At 50.5% G+C, this 18,059-nt stretch carries 13 protein-coding genes and 2 rRNA genes; 7 read left to right on the top strand and 8 right to left on the bottom strand.

The window, feature by feature from the left end; all coding sequences use genetic code 11:
• Positions 1–244: 244 nt before the first annotated feature.
• The 3 genes from HJG54_RS01515 to HJG54_RS01505 all read left to right on the top strand — a co-directional run bounded on the left by HJG54_RS01515 (position 245) and on the right by HJG54_RS01505 (position 3,958).
• Positions 245–3,126 (top strand): 23S ribosomal RNA (locus HJG54_RS01515).
• A gap of 101 nt (positions 3,127–3,227) precedes the next feature.
• Positions 3,228–3,344, top strand: a 5S ribosomal RNA gene (gene rrf, locus HJG54_RS01510).
• Between the two features lie 164 nt (positions 3,345–3,508).
• The gene (locus tag HJG54_RS01505; protein ID WP_316432956.1) at positions 3,509–3,958 is read left to right on the top strand and encodes a single-stranded DNA-binding protein; all 450 of its coding nucleotides are present in this window, start codon (positions 3,509–3,511) and stop codon (positions 3,956–3,958) included.
• A 59-nt stretch (positions 3,959–4,017) separates the two neighbouring features.
• Here HJG54_RS01505 and HJG54_RS01500 read toward each other — a convergent pair whose 3' ends face one another.
• Both HJG54_RS01500 and HJG54_RS01495 read right to left on the bottom strand, forming a co-directional pair.
• Entirely contained in the window at positions 4,018–4,881 is an 864-nt protein-coding gene (locus tag HJG54_RS01500; protein ID WP_316432955.1) for a prohibitin family protein, read from the bottom strand.
• 921 nt (positions 4,882–5,802) lie between these two features.
• Positions 5,803–6,096: a hypothetical protein gene (locus HJG54_RS01495; RefSeq protein ID WP_316432953.1), complete on the bottom strand. Its 294-nt coding sequence runs from the start codon at positions 6,094–6,096 to the stop codon at positions 5,803–5,805.
• 137 nt (positions 6,097–6,233) lie between these two features.
• Between HJG54_RS01495 and HJG54_RS01490 the strand changes: the two genes are divergently transcribed.
• Positions 6,234–7,589, top strand: coding sequence for an AAA-like domain-containing protein (locus HJG54_RS01490; protein WP_316432951.1), 1,356 nt, complete (start codon positions 6,234–6,236; stop codon positions 7,587–7,589).
• Between the two features lie 67 nt (positions 7,590–7,656).
• On the top strand, positions 7,657–8,361 hold the full coding sequence (locus tag HJG54_RS01485) for a helix-turn-helix transcriptional regulator (RefSeq protein WP_316432950.1): 705 nt from the start codon (positions 7,657–7,659) through the stop codon (positions 8,359–8,361).
• Here HJG54_RS01485 and HJG54_RS01480 read toward each other — a convergent pair.
• Both HJG54_RS01480 and HJG54_RS01475 read right to left on the bottom strand, forming a co-directional pair.
• Positions 8,345–8,635: a hypothetical protein gene (locus tag HJG54_RS01480; RefSeq protein ID WP_316432949.1), complete on the bottom strand. Its 291-nt coding sequence runs from the start codon at positions 8,633–8,635 to the stop codon at positions 8,345–8,347. The genes HJG54_RS01485 and HJG54_RS01480 overlap by 17 nt on opposite strands.
• Positions 8,636–8,717: 82 nt before the next feature.
• Positions 8,718–10,271: a NupC/NupG family nucleoside CNT transporter gene (locus HJG54_RS01475; RefSeq protein WP_316432948.1), complete on the bottom strand. Its 1,554-nt coding sequence runs from the start codon at positions 10,269–10,271 to the stop codon at positions 8,718–8,720.
• Positions 10,272–10,533: 262 nt separating this feature from the next.
• On the opposite strand from HJG54_RS01475, the gene HJG54_RS01470 reads away from it, so the two are divergent.
• Positions 10,534–10,821, top strand: a complete 288-nt coding sequence (locus tag HJG54_RS01470) for a hypothetical protein (protein ID WP_316432947.1) — start codon at positions 10,534–10,536, stop codon at positions 10,819–10,821.
• Between the two features lie 649 nt (positions 10,822–11,470).
• Complete coding sequence (locus HJG54_RS01465; protein WP_316432946.1) at positions 11,471–13,015, top strand: hypothetical protein; 1,545 nt, start codon at positions 11,471–11,473, stop codon at positions 13,013–13,015.
• A gap of 10 nt (positions 13,016–13,025) precedes the next feature.
• On the opposite strand, the gene HJG54_RS01460 is transcribed toward HJG54_RS01465, so the two are convergent.
• From HJG54_RS01460 to hisF, 4 genes are all read right to left on the bottom strand, one after another.
• Positions 13,026–14,285: a competence/damage-inducible protein A gene (locus HJG54_RS01460; protein ID WP_316432945.1), complete on the bottom strand. Its 1,260-nt coding sequence runs from the start codon at positions 14,283–14,285 to the stop codon at positions 13,026–13,028.
• 346 nt (positions 14,286–14,631) lie between these two features.
• Positions 14,632–15,681, bottom strand: a complete 1,050-nt coding sequence (locus HJG54_RS01455; protein ID WP_316432944.1) for a glycosyltransferase family 4 protein — start codon at positions 15,679–15,681, stop codon at positions 14,632–14,634.
• Between the two features lie 694 nt (positions 15,682–16,375).
• Positions 16,376–16,675, bottom strand: coding sequence for a hypothetical protein (locus HJG54_RS01450; protein WP_316432943.1), 300 nt, complete (start codon positions 16,673–16,675; stop codon positions 16,376–16,378).
• Between the two features lie 356 nt (positions 16,676–17,031).
• Positions 17,032–17,802 carry an imidazole glycerol phosphate synthase subunit HisF gene (hisF, locus tag HJG54_RS01445; RefSeq protein ID WP_316432941.1) on the bottom strand — a complete coding sequence of 257 codons (771 nt, stop codon included), beginning with the start codon at positions 17,800–17,802 and terminating at the stop codon, positions 17,032–17,034.
• Between the last annotated feature and the right edge of the window lie 257 nt (positions 17,803–18,059).

Raw genomic sequence — 18,059 nt, 5'->3', positions numbered from 1 at the left:
TTGCTAGTATGGTTAATTGTGCGTGAGATAGCGATTTCAGCAACTAGTCTTGAGGCATCGTTGGATGGAGTCAAGATAGCCTGCTGGGATTGGTCCAGCAAGAACCTTGAAAACTGCATAGTGAACAATGTCAGGTAGAAACCTTAGTGGAACGACTGCAAGATGGGTTGGATGAATATCTAACTGGATTGTGGATGTAACACTAAGCGGAAACAGACACCAATGTAGATTTGAAGAATCAAGTGGTCAAGCTACAAAGGGCTGATGGTGGATACCTAGGCACACAGAGGCGAAGAAGGACGTGGTTACCGACGATATGCCCCGGGGAGCTGGAAGCAAGCATTGATCCGGGGGTTTCCGAATGGGGCAACCCTAGAGATGGCTGTCTGAATCCATAGGACAGCACAAGCGAACGCAGCGAACTGAAACATCTTAGTAGCTGTAGGAGAAGAAAGAAAACTCGATTCCCCTAGTAGCGGCGAGCGAAGCGGGAAGAGCCTAAACCAGTGGTTTTAACCATTGGGGTTGTGGGACAGCGATATGGAATCTGGCCGCTAGACGAAGCAGCTGAATACTGCACCAGAGGAGGTGAAAGTCCTGTAGTCGAAAGCGTAAGGATACTAGCTGGATCCCGAGTAGCCTGGAGCACGTGGAATTCCGGGTGAATCAGCGAGGACCACCTCGTAAGGCTAAATACTCCTGTGTGACCGATAGCGAAACAGTACCGCGAGGGAACGGTGAAAAGAACCCCGGGAGGGGAGTGAAATAGAACATGAAACCATCAGCTTACAAGCAATCGAAGCCCGATTAAACGGGTGACGGTGTGCCTGTTGAAGAATGAGCCGGCGACTTATAGGCACGGGCAGGTTAAGACGGAAATGTCGAAGCCAAAGCGAAAGCGAGTCTGAATAGGGCGTGATGTCCGTGGTTATAGACCCGAACCCGGGTGATCTAACCATGGCCAGGATGAAGCTTGGGTAAAGCCAAGTGGAGGTCCGAACCGACCAATGTTGAAAAATTGGCGGATGAGCTGTGGTTAGGGGTGAAATGCCAATCGAACCCGGAGCTAGCTGGTTCTCCCCGAAATGTGTTGAGGCGCAGCGGTCATGATTATAGTCTGGGGGTAAAGCACTGATTCGGTGCGGGCTGCGAGAGCGGTACCAAATCGAGTCAAACTCTGAATACCAGATGAACACATGGCTAGTGAGACGGTGGGGGATAAGCTTCATCGTCAAGAGGGAAACAGCCCAGACCACCAGCTAAGGTCCCCAAATCACAGTTCAGTGATAAAGGAGGTGGGAGTGCATAGACAACCAGGAGGTTTGCCTAGAAGCAGCCATCCTTAAAAGAGTGCGTAATAGCTCACTGGTCAAGCGCTCCTGCGCCGAAAATGAACGGGGCTAAACTGTGTACCGAAGCTGTGGGATATATCTATCGATGTATCGGTAGGGGAGCGTTCCGTGGTAGTTAGAAGCATTAGCGAGAGCAGGTGTGGACGAAACGGAAGTGAGAATGTCGGCTTGAGTAGCGCAAACATTGGTGAGAATCCAATGCCCCGAAATCCTAAGGGTTCCTCCGGAAGGCTCGTCCGCGGAGGGTTAGTCGGGACCTAAGGCGAGGCCGAATGGCGTAGTCGATGGACAACCGGTCAACATTCCGGTACCGATTTTGGATTGTGCAGAGGGACGGAGAAGGCTAGCACAGCCGCATGTTGGTTAGCGGTTTAAGCATCCGAGGCGATGAGAGACGGCGAAAACGTCTTGAGCGAAGGTGTGAGTACGAGAGTCTACGGACTCGAAGTGTGTGATGTCAAGCTTCCAAGAAAAGCTCTAACCACGTTAATCCAAAATTGCCCGTACTCGAAACCGACACAGGTGGGATGGTTGAGAATACTCAGGGGCGCGAGATAACTCTCTCTAAGGAACTCGGCAAAATGGCCCCGTAACTTCGGAAGAAGGGGTGCCAGCGAGAGCTGGTCGCAGTGAAGAGGCCCAGGCGACTGTTTACCAAAAACACAGGTCTCCGCGAAGTCGAAAGACGATGTATGGGGGCTGACGCCTGCCCAGTGCCGGAAGGTTAAGGAAGTCGGTTAGGGAAACCAAAGCTGGCGACCGAAGCCCCGGTGAACGGCGGCCGTAACTATAACGGTCCTAAGGTAGCGAAATTCCTTGTCGGGTAAGTTCCGACCCGCACGAAAGGCGTAACGATCTGGGCGCTGTCTCGGAGAGAGGCTCGGCGAAATAGGATTGTCTGTGAAGATACGGACTACCTGCACCTGGACAGAAAGACCCTATGAAGCTTTACTGTAGCCTGGAATTGGGTTCGGGCTTTGACTGCGCAGGATAGGTGGGAGACTATGAGACATCCCTTGTGGGGGATGGGGAGTCATCAGTGAGATACCACTCTGTCAAGGCTAGAATTCTAACTCATTGCCGTGATCCGGCATGGGAACAGTTTCAGGTGGGCAGTTTGACTGGGGCGGTCGCCTCCTAAACGATAACGGAGGCGCACAAAGGTTCCCTCAGGCTGGTTGGAAATCAGCCGAAGAGTGTAAAGGCACAAGGGAGCTTGACTGTGAGACTGACAAGTCGAGCAGGGTGGAAACACGGTCTTAGTGATCCGACGGCACTGAGTGGAAGGGCCGTCGCTCAACGGATAAAAGTTACTCTAGGGATAACAGGCTGATCTCCCCCAAGAGTTCACATCGACGGGGAGGTTTGGCACCTCGATGTCGGCTCATCGCAACCTGGGGCGGTAGTACGTCCCAAGGGTTGGGCTGTTCGCCCATTAAAGCGGTACGTGAGCTGGGTTCAGAACGTCGTGAGACAGTTCGGTCCATATCCGGTGCAGGCGTAGGAGCATTGAGAGGAGCCTTCCTTAGTACGAGAGGACCGGGAAGGACGCACCGCTGGTGTACCTGTTATCGTGCCAACGGTAAACGCAGGGTAGCCAAGTGCGGAGCGGATAACCGCTGAAAGCATCTAAGTGGGAAGCCCACCTCAAGATGAGTGCTCCCATGGCAACAAGCCAGTAAGGTCACGGGAAGACGACCCGTTGATAGGCACTAAGTGGAAGTGCAGTAATGTACGAAGCTGAGGTGTACTAACAGACCGAGGGCTTGACCTCCTTACATTGGTAAATTACGTTCACTATGCAGCCTTCTGGGTTCAATCCAACTGATGCAATCAATTGATGCAATCAATCACTAGTTGAACTCAATCGCTTTTCCTGGTGCCTATGGCGGTGTGGACCCACGCTCATCCATCCCGAACTGAGTGGTGAAACGCACCCGCGGCGAAGATAGTTGGAGGGCTGCCTCCCGCAAAAATAGCTCGGTGCCAGGTGATCTATAACAAGGACTCCTTCTCAAGTGGGGAGTCCTTTTTGCATTCATACACTTTTAGCAGCAGGACGAAATACTTTTTAATAAATGGCTCTGTTGATTTTTGGTTGAAGCAGGGCATGTTGAAAATAGAGACATAACCTAACGAAAGCAGGGGCATTTCTTATGTCAAGTGTTGGATTAAATAAGTGGATTGTTAGTGGCCATCTAGCAGCAGATGCGCAAATGAAAACAGTTGAGTTGCGCAATGGTGAGCAGGCACAGCTAGCAGAGGTAACGTTGTATGTTCGGAAACCAAAAGATCGAAAGGAATCTTTTACAGTTAAGCTAACGATCTGGGAGAAATCCTACGCATGGCGAAAGTTACAGTACTTGAAAAAAGGATCAGTTGTGATCTGTACAGGTAGCATTGAGCCAAATCCTTACATTTCCAGTAATGGAAATATTCCTAGAGCTGGGTTAGAAATGACAGTTCTGGATGTTGATCTAGATATCGTTCGTGGTAATGAGAATGAAGATGAAGCAGGGAATGTTGATTCCATTGAGAGTGATAGCCCTAAGAACGCTGTAGCTAGCGATGAAACAGCAGAAAACCCTTTTGCCTTGAATGCTTAAGACGCGAGATAGTGCAAAAGAACAGGCACGGACTAACTCAAGACCAAAGTTAGCTGTCTTTACTGTGGTGGTTGAGTTGCTGTTTGATTGGTTTCTGCTTGCTCTGCTAGCTGCTGAGGGCTGACATTAATCAGCGGCAATGTTCCTTCACCCGACATTACAGTTGGGAATTGGCCGTTCCACTTTTCAATGGCTCGCTGCTGTAGGATTGCAGGGGTCAAAGTTTCTCGTAAGAGCCGTTGAGCTTCAGCCTGTCCTTTGGCACGGTTGATTTCGGCTTTAGCTTCCTGTTCAGCCTGTTGAGCTTTGAAAGCGGCCTGCTGAGCCTGTTGTTCGGCCACCTGTTTGGCTTCAATGGCCGCGTTGAACTCCGCTGAAAAGGCAAAATTCACTAAGGATACATCATCGACGACAACACCATAGGGTTCTAGACGCTTGGTCAAAGCATTGTCAATTTCATCCTTGAGCTTTACCCGCTCTTGCAAAATGTCTTTCACCGGCCGCTGGGCAATCGAAGCTTTTACTACCTCAGAAACCGCAGGATTAATAATGCCTGTGATGATGACATCCATGTCACCAACCTGCTGAAACACTTGATTTACTCTGGAAGGTTCGATGTGCCAGTTAACAGCAACGCTCGTGCTGACATCCTGTAAATCTTTAGAGGCTGCTGCCGCTTCTACGTCGGTTTTTTGGACTCGCACGCTCAGTCGTCTCACATTGGTTACTACGGGCAACACTGGATGGATTCCCTCATCTAGAACTTTGTCTTGCACTTTGCCGAAATACATGACTACGCCCCGCTCACCTGCACCTACAATTGTGAAAGGCCGGAGAAACAGGGCCAGTAACAGAAAGCCAATTCCGCCTACAAAGAGAAACGAAAGTGATCGAGATGGAGACTGTAGAGTTCTGGTATTCATATCAATTTCCTTCTGTACATAACTGAAGATGGCGTAGTGCTACCTGATGATTGAAGAGAGTTTCTACTGCTACTTTCCACTAGATTTATAGTGAAATAAGTTCAGTGTTGAACTCAGATGCGATCTCATTTGGTAATTCAGGTTGATTTTGCTTTAGTCAGCTAATTTATGATGTCCAACAGTTAAGCCGGTAGTTTGTTGCAATTTCTTCTAGAAAGCAATTATCTATGTCGCGCGACTGCCATTTTCGGCATCAATTATAATCACCACAATCACGTTTTGCACCTCAACTTCAGAGCAACATGTTTAGTAAAGTTGCCGCAATGTAGATCTCAGGATATGAACCAGGCGGATCGGTATAGGGTTTTCTGTGTATCTGTTAGCGCCTATGCCTGTGAATGTGCAAATCGGTCGGTGTAGTTCTAGCCTCGGCTTGACCTCCAAATGGATTTCACACATATTCTTAGCAAAACAGACGAGCAACCTATGCAAATTTTCTGTCAGGTTTTGATTTGATCAGAGCTTAATTTTGAAGATAGCAGTGAACAGAAGATTTCCTTGCGACTTCAGTTTGGTGTATCGTTAAGCCCTGCATTGCTTTAATAGACGTATTGCCAATCAAGAGGCATGCAGTTCTATTGAAAAAATTGATCCACGACACATGAATGCACAGCAGATTGATAGGGGTATGAGAATCATAATCATCACAATTGCAATGATTGGGCTAATCAAACCATGAGCCGAGTAAAACAGTAACGTGAGTGCTCATCTTACCATCACAGCTACTGAGTAGCTCAGATACAGTCGATAGTAAGATCTACGAAGCTGTAAATTTTGTTGAAACTGATGGTATCTTTCAATACTCAGACTACAGCTTCAATTTCGTAATTGTCTTTCGGTTGGTACAATTGGTTTGAACTTTTATCCAATTACCCAATAGCCATTTCTGCGCCAGTACTGCTCCTGTAGGGCTTGGTTGAGCTGATTTTCAGAAATCAAGGATTTTTCTAGCAGCAGTTCGCCTAGTTTTTTAGAGCTACTGGGTTGTTGAGTTAGAGTTGTATGCAGTTGAGCCGCAGAAATCCAGCGATGTCGAATCAGAATCCAACCCAGTTTGGCAATAGATTCAGTGGCGGCGATCGGAGCAACCTGTTTAGCAATTTGAGAAGTTTCTTCGCGGTGGGGGGCGTTGGAGCCAGTGCTAAGAGCAACCATAGTAGCGTTGTTTCATCATAGGGGCGGATGTATTAGTACTTCAATCCTGTCGTAGGCAAATTCTGAAATAAGCTCAGAATTGATCTCAGCTTTAAACTCAGGAACGCCAGCTAGGGCAGAATTGAGATATTCACAGCGTGGCGGTAGCCGTCGTGATCAAACCTATGGTGAATCTGGCATCTCTGCGTTCGGTTAAAGCATCCGAGGAAGGGCTAAAGCGGGTAGATCGCGCTCGGAAGCGGATGGGGTGGTCTAAAACCCGGTCCAAAACCTGGTGGTTGCAAGCCAATGTGTCCCAAGCCACGCTGCGGCGATTTTGGAAACAGCCCATTTCCCTCGATGGGTTTATTTCAATTTGTAAAGCAGTTGGAATTGAAGACTGGCAAGAAATTGTCGATTGGTCAGCGTTAGAGGAGGATGGGGCGGAACTTGAAAGCAAAGCTGGTGAAGAACCTTTATTGCCTGCTATTGTCGGGGAATTTCCGGAAGGGCCAGTACCTGTCAACTCTGACTTTTATATTGATCGCGCTCCGATTGAAGCCCGTTGCTATGATGCGATTCTGCGTCCGGGGGCATTAATCCGGATCAAGTCGCCTCGCCACATGGGTAAAACGTCCCTGCTGTATCGGGTTTGTGACCTCGCGGAAAAACAAGGTTACCGAGTCGTGCGGCTCAATTTATCCAAAATTGATGCGACGGTTCTGAGCAATTTAGATCGGCTGCTGCGCTGGTTTTGTGCCTGCATTAGCTTGGAATTGAAACTAACAACCCAGCCCAAAGACATGTGGAATCTGGACCGGGGTAGCATTGTCAACTGCACCACGTTTATCCAGGAGCAAGTTTTAGAGCCGATTCAGCAGCCATTTGTGCTAGCGCTCGATGAGGTGGATTGGCTGTTTGATGCGTTGGCGGCGAGTCAGGGGTTCTTCTCGATGCTGCGGAGTTGGCACGAAGAAGCCAAAACCATTGAGGTTTGGGAGAAGCTGCGCTTGGTTGTGGTCCATTCGACCGAAGATTATGGCCGCTTGGATTTGAATCACTCGCCGTTTAATGTCGGCTTACCAGTAGAACTACCCGAATTCACGGCCCAGCAGGTTGAAGATTTACTCAAGCGCTACGGTCTTGATTGGCATCAAAACTGGGTGCAGCGTCTGATGGCAACGGTGGGTGGGCATCCCTATCTAGTGCGGCTGGCGATCGACGAATTGGCTTGGCAAAAAGTAACGCTGACTCAACTGCTGCAACAGGCTGCCACCGATGCCGGAATTTACACTGATCACCTGCGGCGTCATCTCAAGAAATTGCAAGAACGACCGGAGTTAGCCAAAGCATTCCGTCAAGTGGTTATGGCTCCCGAACCGCTACAGTTGGATACAATGCAAGCCTACAAGCTCTACAGTATGGGATTGGTGAAAAAAATAGGCGATCAGGTCGGCCCCCGCTGTCGGCTGTATCAGGAATATTTTCAGACACGGTTGGCAGGCGAATGTTGACGAGTAAGTAATTTGTCAGGAGATGATAGAATACTTCGCTAGTTTTGTTTGCGTCATCGTGATCCCAATGGCAGACTACAACGCCCAGCTTCGTGCTCTGATGCAGCCCATCGGGATGACTAGCTTTCGAGCATTGAGTCGAGCGGCAGGTGTGTCTAAATGGCAGGTTGAACTGCTGCGAACCGGGCGAGTAGCACAGATGCGAGTGGAGGTGCTGCTGAAGTTGGGGCAGGTGCTCCAGCTTTCTATCGATCAACTGGTTGAGCGTTTTTCAGGAACACCAATTGACTCGAACGGTTCAGTTGTTAGCTCAACTGCTCAACCGGTACAAAATCAAGCATCTGATCGTCAATCCCAGCAATCCGAAGCGGCATTGCAACAATCCTTAGAGCAACTGCGACAGGAATATCAGCGACTGCAAACCCAGCTAGCGCAACAGCGAGCCACCCTAGAGCAAGAATTCCAGCAGGCAACGTTGCAGCAATTGGAATCTTGGCTATTACAGTTTCCTACAGCCGCCTATGCAGCCCAGCAAAAACCAGAGCTGCCGGCTATAAAGCTGCTGCCCTTGATGCGCCCGATCGAACAACTGCTGCAATCCTGGGGGATTAAAATGCTAGCGCCTGTGGGAGCCGAACTGCCCTACAATCCGCAAGAACATCAGCTATTAGAGGGTACGGCCAATCTGGGCGATCTGGTGAAGGTGCGCAATCCGGGCTATCGGCAGGGCGACAAACTGCTCTATCGGGCTAAAGTTAGTCCGGTGCAGTGACGCGAGCTGAGTCAGAGTTGTTATTGCTGGGTTCCGGCTTTAATCCGGCTAGCAGGCGTTGGTAATCTTCGAAGTGCAGCACGACTTTCGACACCTGACCGTGGGTATCGGTGATTAGCTCCTGCACGTAGGGAAATTTGTCGGGTTCCAAGCTGAGCTGCCCCATCAGGCTGCTGTGGTTGAGCTGTCGCAGTTGGTGAGTCAGCATTTCAACCCCGTGGGCCATTTGCTTCACTTGTCGGGAAATGCGGTGCAGTCGCTTTTTCTTACTCATACCCTTCTCGGCGGTAGTTGGTGATGGATTATTTTATCGTCAGTTGGGAGTCGGGAGAGGGGGGAGGTGAGGGAACTGCTGATTAGGGGCTAGGGGCGGGGGTGATGGTGGGAGCGGGGCTGGGGGTAGCGGGAGCGGGGCTAGGGATGGCGGGAGCGGTGGGGATGGGGGCATCTGCGGGTCTGCCGAGGATGGTGGGGCTGCCGGTATCGAAGACGCCAGCAATGCAAGCAATCATGTAGGTGGCTAGGGTGCCGACAAATAGGGCTTTCCAGGCTAAGGAGACAATTTCTTTGCGGCGGGTAGGAGCAAGGGCGCTGATGCCTCCAACGAAAATGCCGACCGAGGCGAGATGGGCAAATCCTGAGAGGGCATAGCTGACGATCAGCAGGGCGCGGTCGGTCAGCACGCGAGTTTCAGCCGGGAGCTGGGTGAGAACTGCTAAATCCTGGTATGAGGGAACTTCGGTGAGAAACAACCGCTGCCCAATCAGCACGGACGATTGCCAGAGTTCGTTCCAGCTGAGGGAGACGCCAGTTAAAAGAGTCAAGGGCAGAAAGAGTGCTCCCAGAATGTTTTGTATGGTGACATAGCGAAAGAGCTGTCCGATTGGCTGCAAGAAACCAATGTTCGAATCGGCGAGATTGGCCAACACTACAAAAAATTGATTGATTAGATACACCAGCCCCAGCACCGCAATCAGTACGGCGACAATCGAAGCAGCCATTTTTAGTCCGTCCCAAGCCCCGGCGACGGTAGCATCCATTGGGCTCAGGTGCTCTGTCTCGCCGTAGTTGCCTTCTGGGTCTAGCTGCTCAGCTCGCGTTTCATCAGGAATACCGGCGGCAGTCAAGGGAGTTTGTGCTTCTGGAATCAGGATTTTTGACAGCAGGAAGCAGGCCGGAATTGCCATAATTGACGCCGAGACCAGATGCCCCAGAATGTTGGGAAACACAGGTCTGAGAAAGGCCGAGTAAAGCGCTAGCACCGAAGACGCCGTGGTGCCAAAACAGCAGGCTAAAATCGTGCACAGCTCACTGCGAGTCATTTTGGGCAAAAAGGGGCGGACCACAATTGCCGCCTCGATGCCCACGAAAATATTAGATGCGCCGCTCAGGGATTCGGCTCCGCTCAGCCGCATGGTGCGATAGAAAATTTGGGCAAAAATCTTGGTAATGACTTGCAAAATTCCCAGGTTATACAGCAGCGCCACCAAGGCGGAAAAGAAAATCACCGTAGGTAGAGCGCGCAGGGCAAAAATGTAGCCCAATCGCACACCGCAATAGCCTGAAATCACCTCGCCTACTGTGCTGTTCGAACAAACTTCGCCCTGCACTAATGGAGCCAGCAAGAGGGTTTCCTCGCCAGGAAGTGGCACTAGAATTCCGCCAAAGATAAACCGCGCTCCGGCATCAGCGGCTTCAAACAAGACATTTAATAGGGTGCTAAATACTTGCAGCAAATCGCGCGTTCCCGGCACGATGAACACGAGCGCTCCCAGCACAAACTGCAACAACAGTCCGGCAATTACAACACGCCAGGGAAAATAGCGGGGATGACGATTTTCGGAAAATAACCAGGCAATCGCACACAACCCAAAAATGCCAAAAAAGGAGATGAGATTGAGAAAACTCATAAAAGCCACCTAAGCTGATGCAGAGTAGTCAAGGCCAACCGCGAAGCTTGTCGATCAAGCTTGTCGATGAAGCTAGGGCGCTAAACCGAATAGATCCATCAAATAAATTTACCTACAGAGAATAGCTAAAAATGTGGCCTTTTTATCGGCGAGTCGCAATCTAAAGTTGAGGGCTGAGTTTAAGGCTGTGGCTGAGGTGACCTCCTCGACCGGAAACTATGTGTAGGATAGTGAATGAACCCACTTCCCCTAAACAGCCTGCATGGACGCCTTTGCTCGCATTCCGCCCGACTGGACCGAAAAAGCAGTGCACGCGCAAGAATTCTGCTGTCCCACCTGTCGTGCCTCGACCGCTGAAGCGGAACAGGTTTGGATTAATCGGCGAGCACCGGTGTTTACCGAAGACCATCGGCGCAAATGGCAAGAATTTTACCAGTGCCAGTGTGGAACCGTTTGGTGGGCCTGGAGTAGCGACCGTCCGCCGACTACACTAAAAAAGCCAGATACACCTGACCCGTTCGAACCGTTTCCGGGAGATTGGATGTTTTAGGGAAATTGCTTCGCATCTGTATTTCCTTATCTGTATTTCCTTTATTTCCCTCAAGCACAGTTTTGCCAGATCAATATGGTGAACTGAGTATGGTGAACTGAGTAGGTCAACCTGATGATTCGGTAAACCTACAGCACAACATCCGGCCTGCTGGCCGGATGTCTGCTCCGCGTTTGATGCTCAATTTTGACCATCTGCTAAATTCTGCTGAGAATTCTCAGTCACTCATCATGACCTTAGATTAGTTAGCCGGAATATCACGCAGCTTACTCTAAATAAAAGTATTAATTAAAACAAAAATTAGATTGTTTCAGGGTTTTCACTGATCCATCTAAATTCGTTATTTTAAGCATCACTTCAACAGCTATATCCCCGTACAGAAGAAATTAACTCAAGTAATTTTTCATACTTTCCTGTTGGGCGTCCGTTGGTGCGAATAGGAAAATATATCCCCCATTTTTGCTGAATTCAATTGCCTGCCTGCGAGCTGCATCAGTGCTCCTTGCAAGCAAGTGCTCCGCACCTTGCATAGCAAGAACGGCATTCTGTTTGCTCCCAATCTGGAACAGACTGATTGCCTGCTTTCGCATGGCCAAAAACACTGCTGTTAACGATATTGCCGTCTATTTCGCATCAAGGATTAGCATCAATGGTTTTTGCAGAAGTTTCATTGGCAAGCGATCACGCAACTGTTTCCCTCGCTTCTCCCCTATCTCCCCTATCTCCCCTATCTCCCCTATCTCCCCTATCTCCCCTATCTCCCCTATCTGCTCCGATACAGGTTGGCCTAAACAAACCCCAATCCCGCTCACTGGCAGGCTCGGATCTGTCGCGCGGTTCCCTGCGGGGACGGAGTTTGTCGGGTAATCGCCAGAATAATCTGCTGCTGGGGCGGGCCGGTGCCGATATTGTCCGGGGACGAGCTGGTGATGATGTACTCAAAGGGTTTGGCGGAAATGACCAACTGTTTGGGGAGCGAGGCGACGATCGGCTGCTGGGTGGTACGGGTAACGACTCGCTGAGCGGTGGTTTGGGACGCAATACTCTGAATGGAGAAGCTGGACAGGATCAGCTCTTAGGTGGTAAAGATGCCGATCAGTTAGTGGGCGGCAGTGGGGATGATCGGCTGAACGGGCAGGGTGGCCGCGACAAGCTGACAGGCGGGACCGGACGCGATCGGTTTGTGTTAGCGGTGGGGGCAGCCCAGCTCAGGAATGCTGCCGAAATTACCGACTTTAGGGATGGCGAGGACTTCCTAGAGCTAACTACCCTGAAATTCGAGGATTTGGTAATTTTGCAAGGCACGGGTCAACAGGCTGGCAACACCTTGATTCAAAACAAACAGACTGGCGAATATTTGGCCATTCTGAAAAATATCCAGAGCAGCCAGATCGACATCCGCGATTTCTGGAACATGATGCCAACGCCAGTGGCTCCTGCTGCTAATCCCATGCCTAGCCCCATGCCTAGCCCCAGTCCTGTACCCCCGCCCAGTCCATCAAGCCCTGTGCTACCGACCATTCCAGCTATCGGCTCCTTCCAGCCTACGACAGTCAAATTTTTGCCAAACGACAGTGAAACCACGATTGCTGCCACGAGTGCCGCCCGCCTCCAGCTCGGTAGCCAGACTATTTACATTGGCACGCAACAAGTGACTCCTGATAACCAGAATCCAATTCTGGCTAGCTTCGATGCCAAAAATCCCAGCAACAACTGGGTCCGCATCGACTACGAAGTCACTGGCACCGATGGGCGCGGCTATGGCCTATTTTGGAGCGGAAGCCAGCTCTATGCTGTGTTCAGTGTCGATGGCACCCAAGGCACGCCTGCTGAAGATTTCCGGCGTGTTAGTGGCGATGCTACCCAATCGTGGCTGCGCAGTTATGGTGCAGGAGGTGGGGCCAAAGTCGCGGTGTTGACTCGCATCAATCCCGCCACCGGCGAACTCACCGACGCAGTTTACCTCTCCTCGATTCTGAGCAGCGGCAAGAGCAATAGCCTGGAAGTCAAGGGACTGTCTCTCAACGCGGCGGGCAATCTAGTTGTCACCGCAGACTCCTACTTTGCCCCACGTCGCCCAGACGGTAAAGCCATGACCCAAACCGCACCCGGTAGTTCCCCCTTCGACTACACGCTAGAAATTACACCTGAGCTGACGACGGTGATCAGTACCTCGGCGGTAGGGTGGAGTTAGGAGGTAGAAGCTACGCGACCAGCCTCCGTCGCAGCAGATCTAGAATTGTGCAGATGCTAAACCAGCGGATCATCTCGCGTCCGCGCGTTTCGCCAAACAGGTAGCGATAGCTCTCGACCAAGCCATCCGGTGCGGCTAGGCCGAGGTAAACCAAGCCTACAGGCTTTGTATCGCTGCCACCATCGGGTCCAGCAATGCCGGTAATGCTGAGGCCCCAATTTGACTTCAATCGTTCCCTCACCCCTGTGGCCATTTGCTGAGCGACGACATCGCTGACGGCTCCCTGCTGAGCCAAATCCTCTGGACTGACTCCCAACAGCTCTACCTTCACCTGGTTGTCATAGGAGATCACACCGCCGCGAAAATAGGCCGAACTGCCGGAAACACGGGTGAGAAACTCACCCAAGCCACCTCCGGTACAGGATTCTGCTACGGCCACGGTTTGGTTTGCCTGCTTGAGTAACGCGCCCACCACTGAGGCGAGGGTGTCATCATCGCTGCCGTAGTAATCTAGTCCGACAATTTCCTGGATCTGTTGAGCTACGGGTGCAATTAGTTGCGTTGCTTCGGCTTCGGTTTTGGCTTTGGCAGAAATCCGCAACCGCACTTCGCCCTTGCCGGCATAGGGAGCCACCGTGGGATTTGGCAGCGCCAACTGGGCAGATACCTTTTCAGCCAGCGTTGATTCCGCTATTCCCCAAAACCGGAGGGTGCGGCTGTAGATAACTGCTTCACCCCAACCCTGGCTGAGCAGAAAGGGCACGGCAGTTTCTCGCCACATCACCTGCATTTCGCTGGGTACGCCCGGAAACGTCAGGATAGTCAATCCGGGCCGTGGTTGCCAGATCATCCCAGGAGCGCTGCCGGTTGGGTTGGGTAATACCTCAGCTCCTTCTGGAATCAAAGCTTGCTTGCGGTTACTGGGTGACATCTGCCGACCTCGACGGGCAAACTTTTGAGCAATGTCTGCTAAAATTTCGGCCCGCTCAATCAAACGGGCTTGAAAAAAATCAGCCAGGGCTTCGGTGGTGAGATCGTCAGGTGTGGGACCCAAACCGCCCGTGAAAATTAGCAGTCGAGACCGTTCGCAGCCAATCGCCACTGCCTTTTGTAGCCGCAAAATGTTATCTCCGACCACGGTTTGGTAATAATGCGGAATCCCCAATCTGGCTAACTCTTGCGCTAAAAACTGAGCGTTGGTGTTGAGGATTTCACCGAGCAGTAATTCTGTACCAACAGAGATGACTTCGGCTGCATTGGATTCACTCATGGCGTTCATAGAGGGCGAGCAGGTAGGGGAGTGGGGACGAAGGCAGAAATTGCCAATTGGTTTGCTGTTGGGCGCGGGTTGAGCCAAACTCAACAACGGCATCAATCAGGAAAAGTTAATGTTAGAAGATCTGAGGCAAAAACGCGCCTATTTTTTGATGCTGTAGCCTGCGGCGATGCCCCTGTTATCCCTACCCTGTTATCCCTACCCTGTGATTCGTGATCCTCCCATGGATGCTAGAGCAGACCGCCCAAATTTCGCCCGTCAGCATCGCCTCTAATAGCTGTTGTAATTTGAGTGTGATTTGTGGATTCTATTTGGATGATATTTGGATGATATTTGGATTCTATTGCTGTCTGGCTTGTTTCCTAACGCACCAACCGGCATAGCTCAGCAGCAAAGTTGCAGCAATGGCATAGGCCAATCCGCTTGGAATACCAGAAAAGGCTAGGGCCAACGTGCCAACCCACAGCGTCAGGGCGTAGATAAATAGAACCGTTAAGCGATGGGATAAACCTGCTTTCAGCAATCGATGATGCAGATGCCGCTTGTCGGCAATGAAAGGAGATTTACCGTGGCGTAAGCGGTCCAAAATCACGGCAGACATGTCGAGCAAGGGCACCGCCAAAATTAGCATCGGCAGCAGCACCGCTACGGTTGTGACGCTCTTGACTAAACCAACTACGCCGACTCCTGCCAGGGTGAAGCCCATAAAATAAGCGCCACCATCGCCCATGAAAATTTGCGCCGGATTGAAGTTATAACGCAAAAAGCCAAATGCTGCCCCGGCCAGAGCAGCGACAATCAGCGCTGCCGCCGGTTGATTCATAAACAGACAGACAATCAGCATCACAACGGCTGCGATCCCTGAAACCCCAGCTGCTAGACCATCTAAACCATCAATCCAATTGATCGCATTGGTCATGCCTACCAGCCAGATCACTGTTACCGGCAAACTAATCCAAACCGGCAACGAAACCAGACCAATCAGCGGAATACTTAGGAACTCGATTTGTACTCCGGCCTGCCAAGCCAAACTGGCCGCAATCACCTGCAACAGCAAGCGCAGGAACGGCGATAGGTTCAACAGGTCATCTGCAAGCCCAATCAAGAAAAAGGCTACCCCCCCCAGGGTGACGCCCCAAATCTCGTATTCTTTATCGGGAGGCAAGGTGCCAAAACCGCCAGCCCACCAGACACAAAGCAGGGCGATCAGCGTGCCCAGAAAAATTGAAACGCCACCCAAACGCACCATCGGACGCTGATGCACCTTACGCCCACCTGGTGGGTCAAAATAACCGCTCTTCAGCCCAATCTTCTTGACAATCGGCGTCGTCAGCAACACTACCGCAGCGGAAATAAGGAATGCAGCTAGATGGTAAAACTGAGAGGGCATCACCAAAAAATGGGTATAGAACAAAAAGACTAAAACTTTCTACAGCTAAGTTTTACTTGCCGAGAGTAGTTTTAGCACAGGATCTAGATCTGAGGATGACAAATTTTTGATTATCAGATTTGATTTCAATAATCAACTCGACAAAATTCGCCTTCTTAATACACAAAGTCTGACTGTGAACACTGTGAACACAGTCAAGCAACCGACAATGCAATAGAGCTAACCATAGGCCAGCCATAGAAAGATGGGCAATTAGGAAGGGCCTACAGAGTTCACTACGGAATGGTTTTAATATACAGCTAATCGCTACCGAATCTTTGACTCAGCAGCCAGTCATTTACAGCGTTTTTCACTCATGTGAGGTCTGGGGGGTAGGGGCTTTGCCCCCACCCCGGGGCAGTGCCCCTGCACCCTGTTTTTCGTACTTCACTAGCCTGAAACAGGCTATAAGATAATCAAAATCAATGAATGCGGCCACCTTGCCTACAGCCAGCGAGTCTGCTAATCGAATTCACTGGAATTCACAACGCGGAATCACCAGCAGCGTCGTAACCCGCAAATTAGCAGAAAAGCAAGAATGCTGGCTCAATCAAATAGCGAAACCGGGCAAACTTGCAACCCGGTCAACCAACCACCTAATTCGAGTTATAAATTCTGACTTCAGGTGCGCTGAGGTGCGCTGACCTGGCTAAAGCTAATTGGAGCGATAGTCAGCAGGATTCAAAGCAGGACCAGCGCTGAGCCAATCTTCACCATAGGTAGACCACACAATTGGTGCGGACCATTCGGTCATTCCATAGGAGCGATGGGCCATCTCCGACATGTAGCCCACATAATGGCTCATCAGAAAGTAAACTGCCATCATCCCAGCCGCCGCTGTAGATACCAGAAAGCCGGCCAGCATCAACGAAAATTCGCGATGCTGAATCGCTTCCTGCATCAGATGCAAGGCCCAAGCTACCAACCCAATAACGACGATCAAGATAAAAAACATTCTTAAATCGTTTTACGAATTGTAATATTTACACATATTAACAAACTCTCAGAAAGCTGTCTCTAGGTTTTCCTACCCAGCCCCCTACCCAACCGATTGAAAATGGCAATCGCTCTGGTAAGCTTGTGCAACACTTTTTTCGAGCTACTTGCTTGCTTAGAACAGATGACTCTACTCCTAGCGTTACAAGTTTTTAACAAGACTGCTGCTAGTGTATAGCGCATCTTTAAAGCTTTGACAAGCGTGTTTAGTCCTTAATGCAGGCAGCATGGCACAGACACAAGGCATTACAGGATTTAAAAATCCGTGCGGCTAAACCTGCTTGAAATCCTGACAACTTCGGTTCTTCAAGGTGCTTATATCAAGCGAACTGGCACCTGACGCTCTGCCAAATACTGTTTAATTTCGGCGACGGTAAGCTGGCCGTAATGCAATAAGGAGGCGAGCAGAGCTGCTTCGGCTTTGCCATCGCTGAGGGCTTGATAGATATGCTGGCAGTCACCGGCCCCACCCGATGCAATCACCGGAATTTGCACCTGTTCGGCAATGGTGCGAGTCAGTTCCAGATCATAACCAGCTTGGGTACCATCAGCGTCCATGCTGGTGACTAACAGCTCTCCTGCTCCCCGCTGTTCCACTTCTTTAGCCCAAGCAATCGCATCGATGCCGGTATTATCACGTCCACCCCGGACATAAACATCCCAACCCGGATTGCTCGGATCAGAACGACGGCGGGCATCAATGGCAACGACAATACATTGATTGCCGAACCGATCGCTGGCTCGGTTGATAAAGTCGGGATCCCGAACGGCAGTTGAGTTAATGCTGACCTTATCGGCTCCTGCTCTTAACAATTTTTTAATAGTTTCTAAGGATTGGATGCCACCGCCGACGGTGAGCGGAATGAATACCTGTTCAGCCGTGCGATAGACCACATCGAAAATAATGTCCCGATCTTCGTGGGTGGCCGTAATGTCAAGAAACACTAACTCATCCGCGCCTGCCTGATTATAAATTTGAGCCAGTTCCACCGGATCGCCCGCATCGCGCAAGTTGACAAAGTTGACGCCTTTGACTACTCGTCCAGCTTTAACGTCGAGGCAGGGAAGAATTCGTTTGGCAAGCATTTCCTTAAAATTAAGAGTTCTAAGTTTTGAGTTTTACTGGTTTGAGTTTTACTGGCGGTTTTACTGGCGGAGTCTGGGCTTAGAGAATTTTGGGTTCTAAGTTTTGAGCTTGTTGGAGTCTAAGCGTAAAAAAATTGGGTTTTGCTGGCGGGGCCTGTGTGTAGTCTGTGGAGCTGAGTTCTGGTGGTGGGGTCTGTATTTTCATGCGGGCATTGCCATAGGAGCTACCCAGCTCTGAATTCCTGCACCAATTCAAA

The sequence above is a fragment of the Leptolyngbya sp. NK1-12 genome (assembly GCF_032598965.1).
GTDB lineage: Bacteria > Cyanobacteriota > Cyanobacteriia > Elainellales > Elainellaceae > Elainella.
The sequence above is the reverse complement of the archived record's forward strand: the minus strand, read 5'-3'. Positions and strand labels throughout refer to the sequence as shown.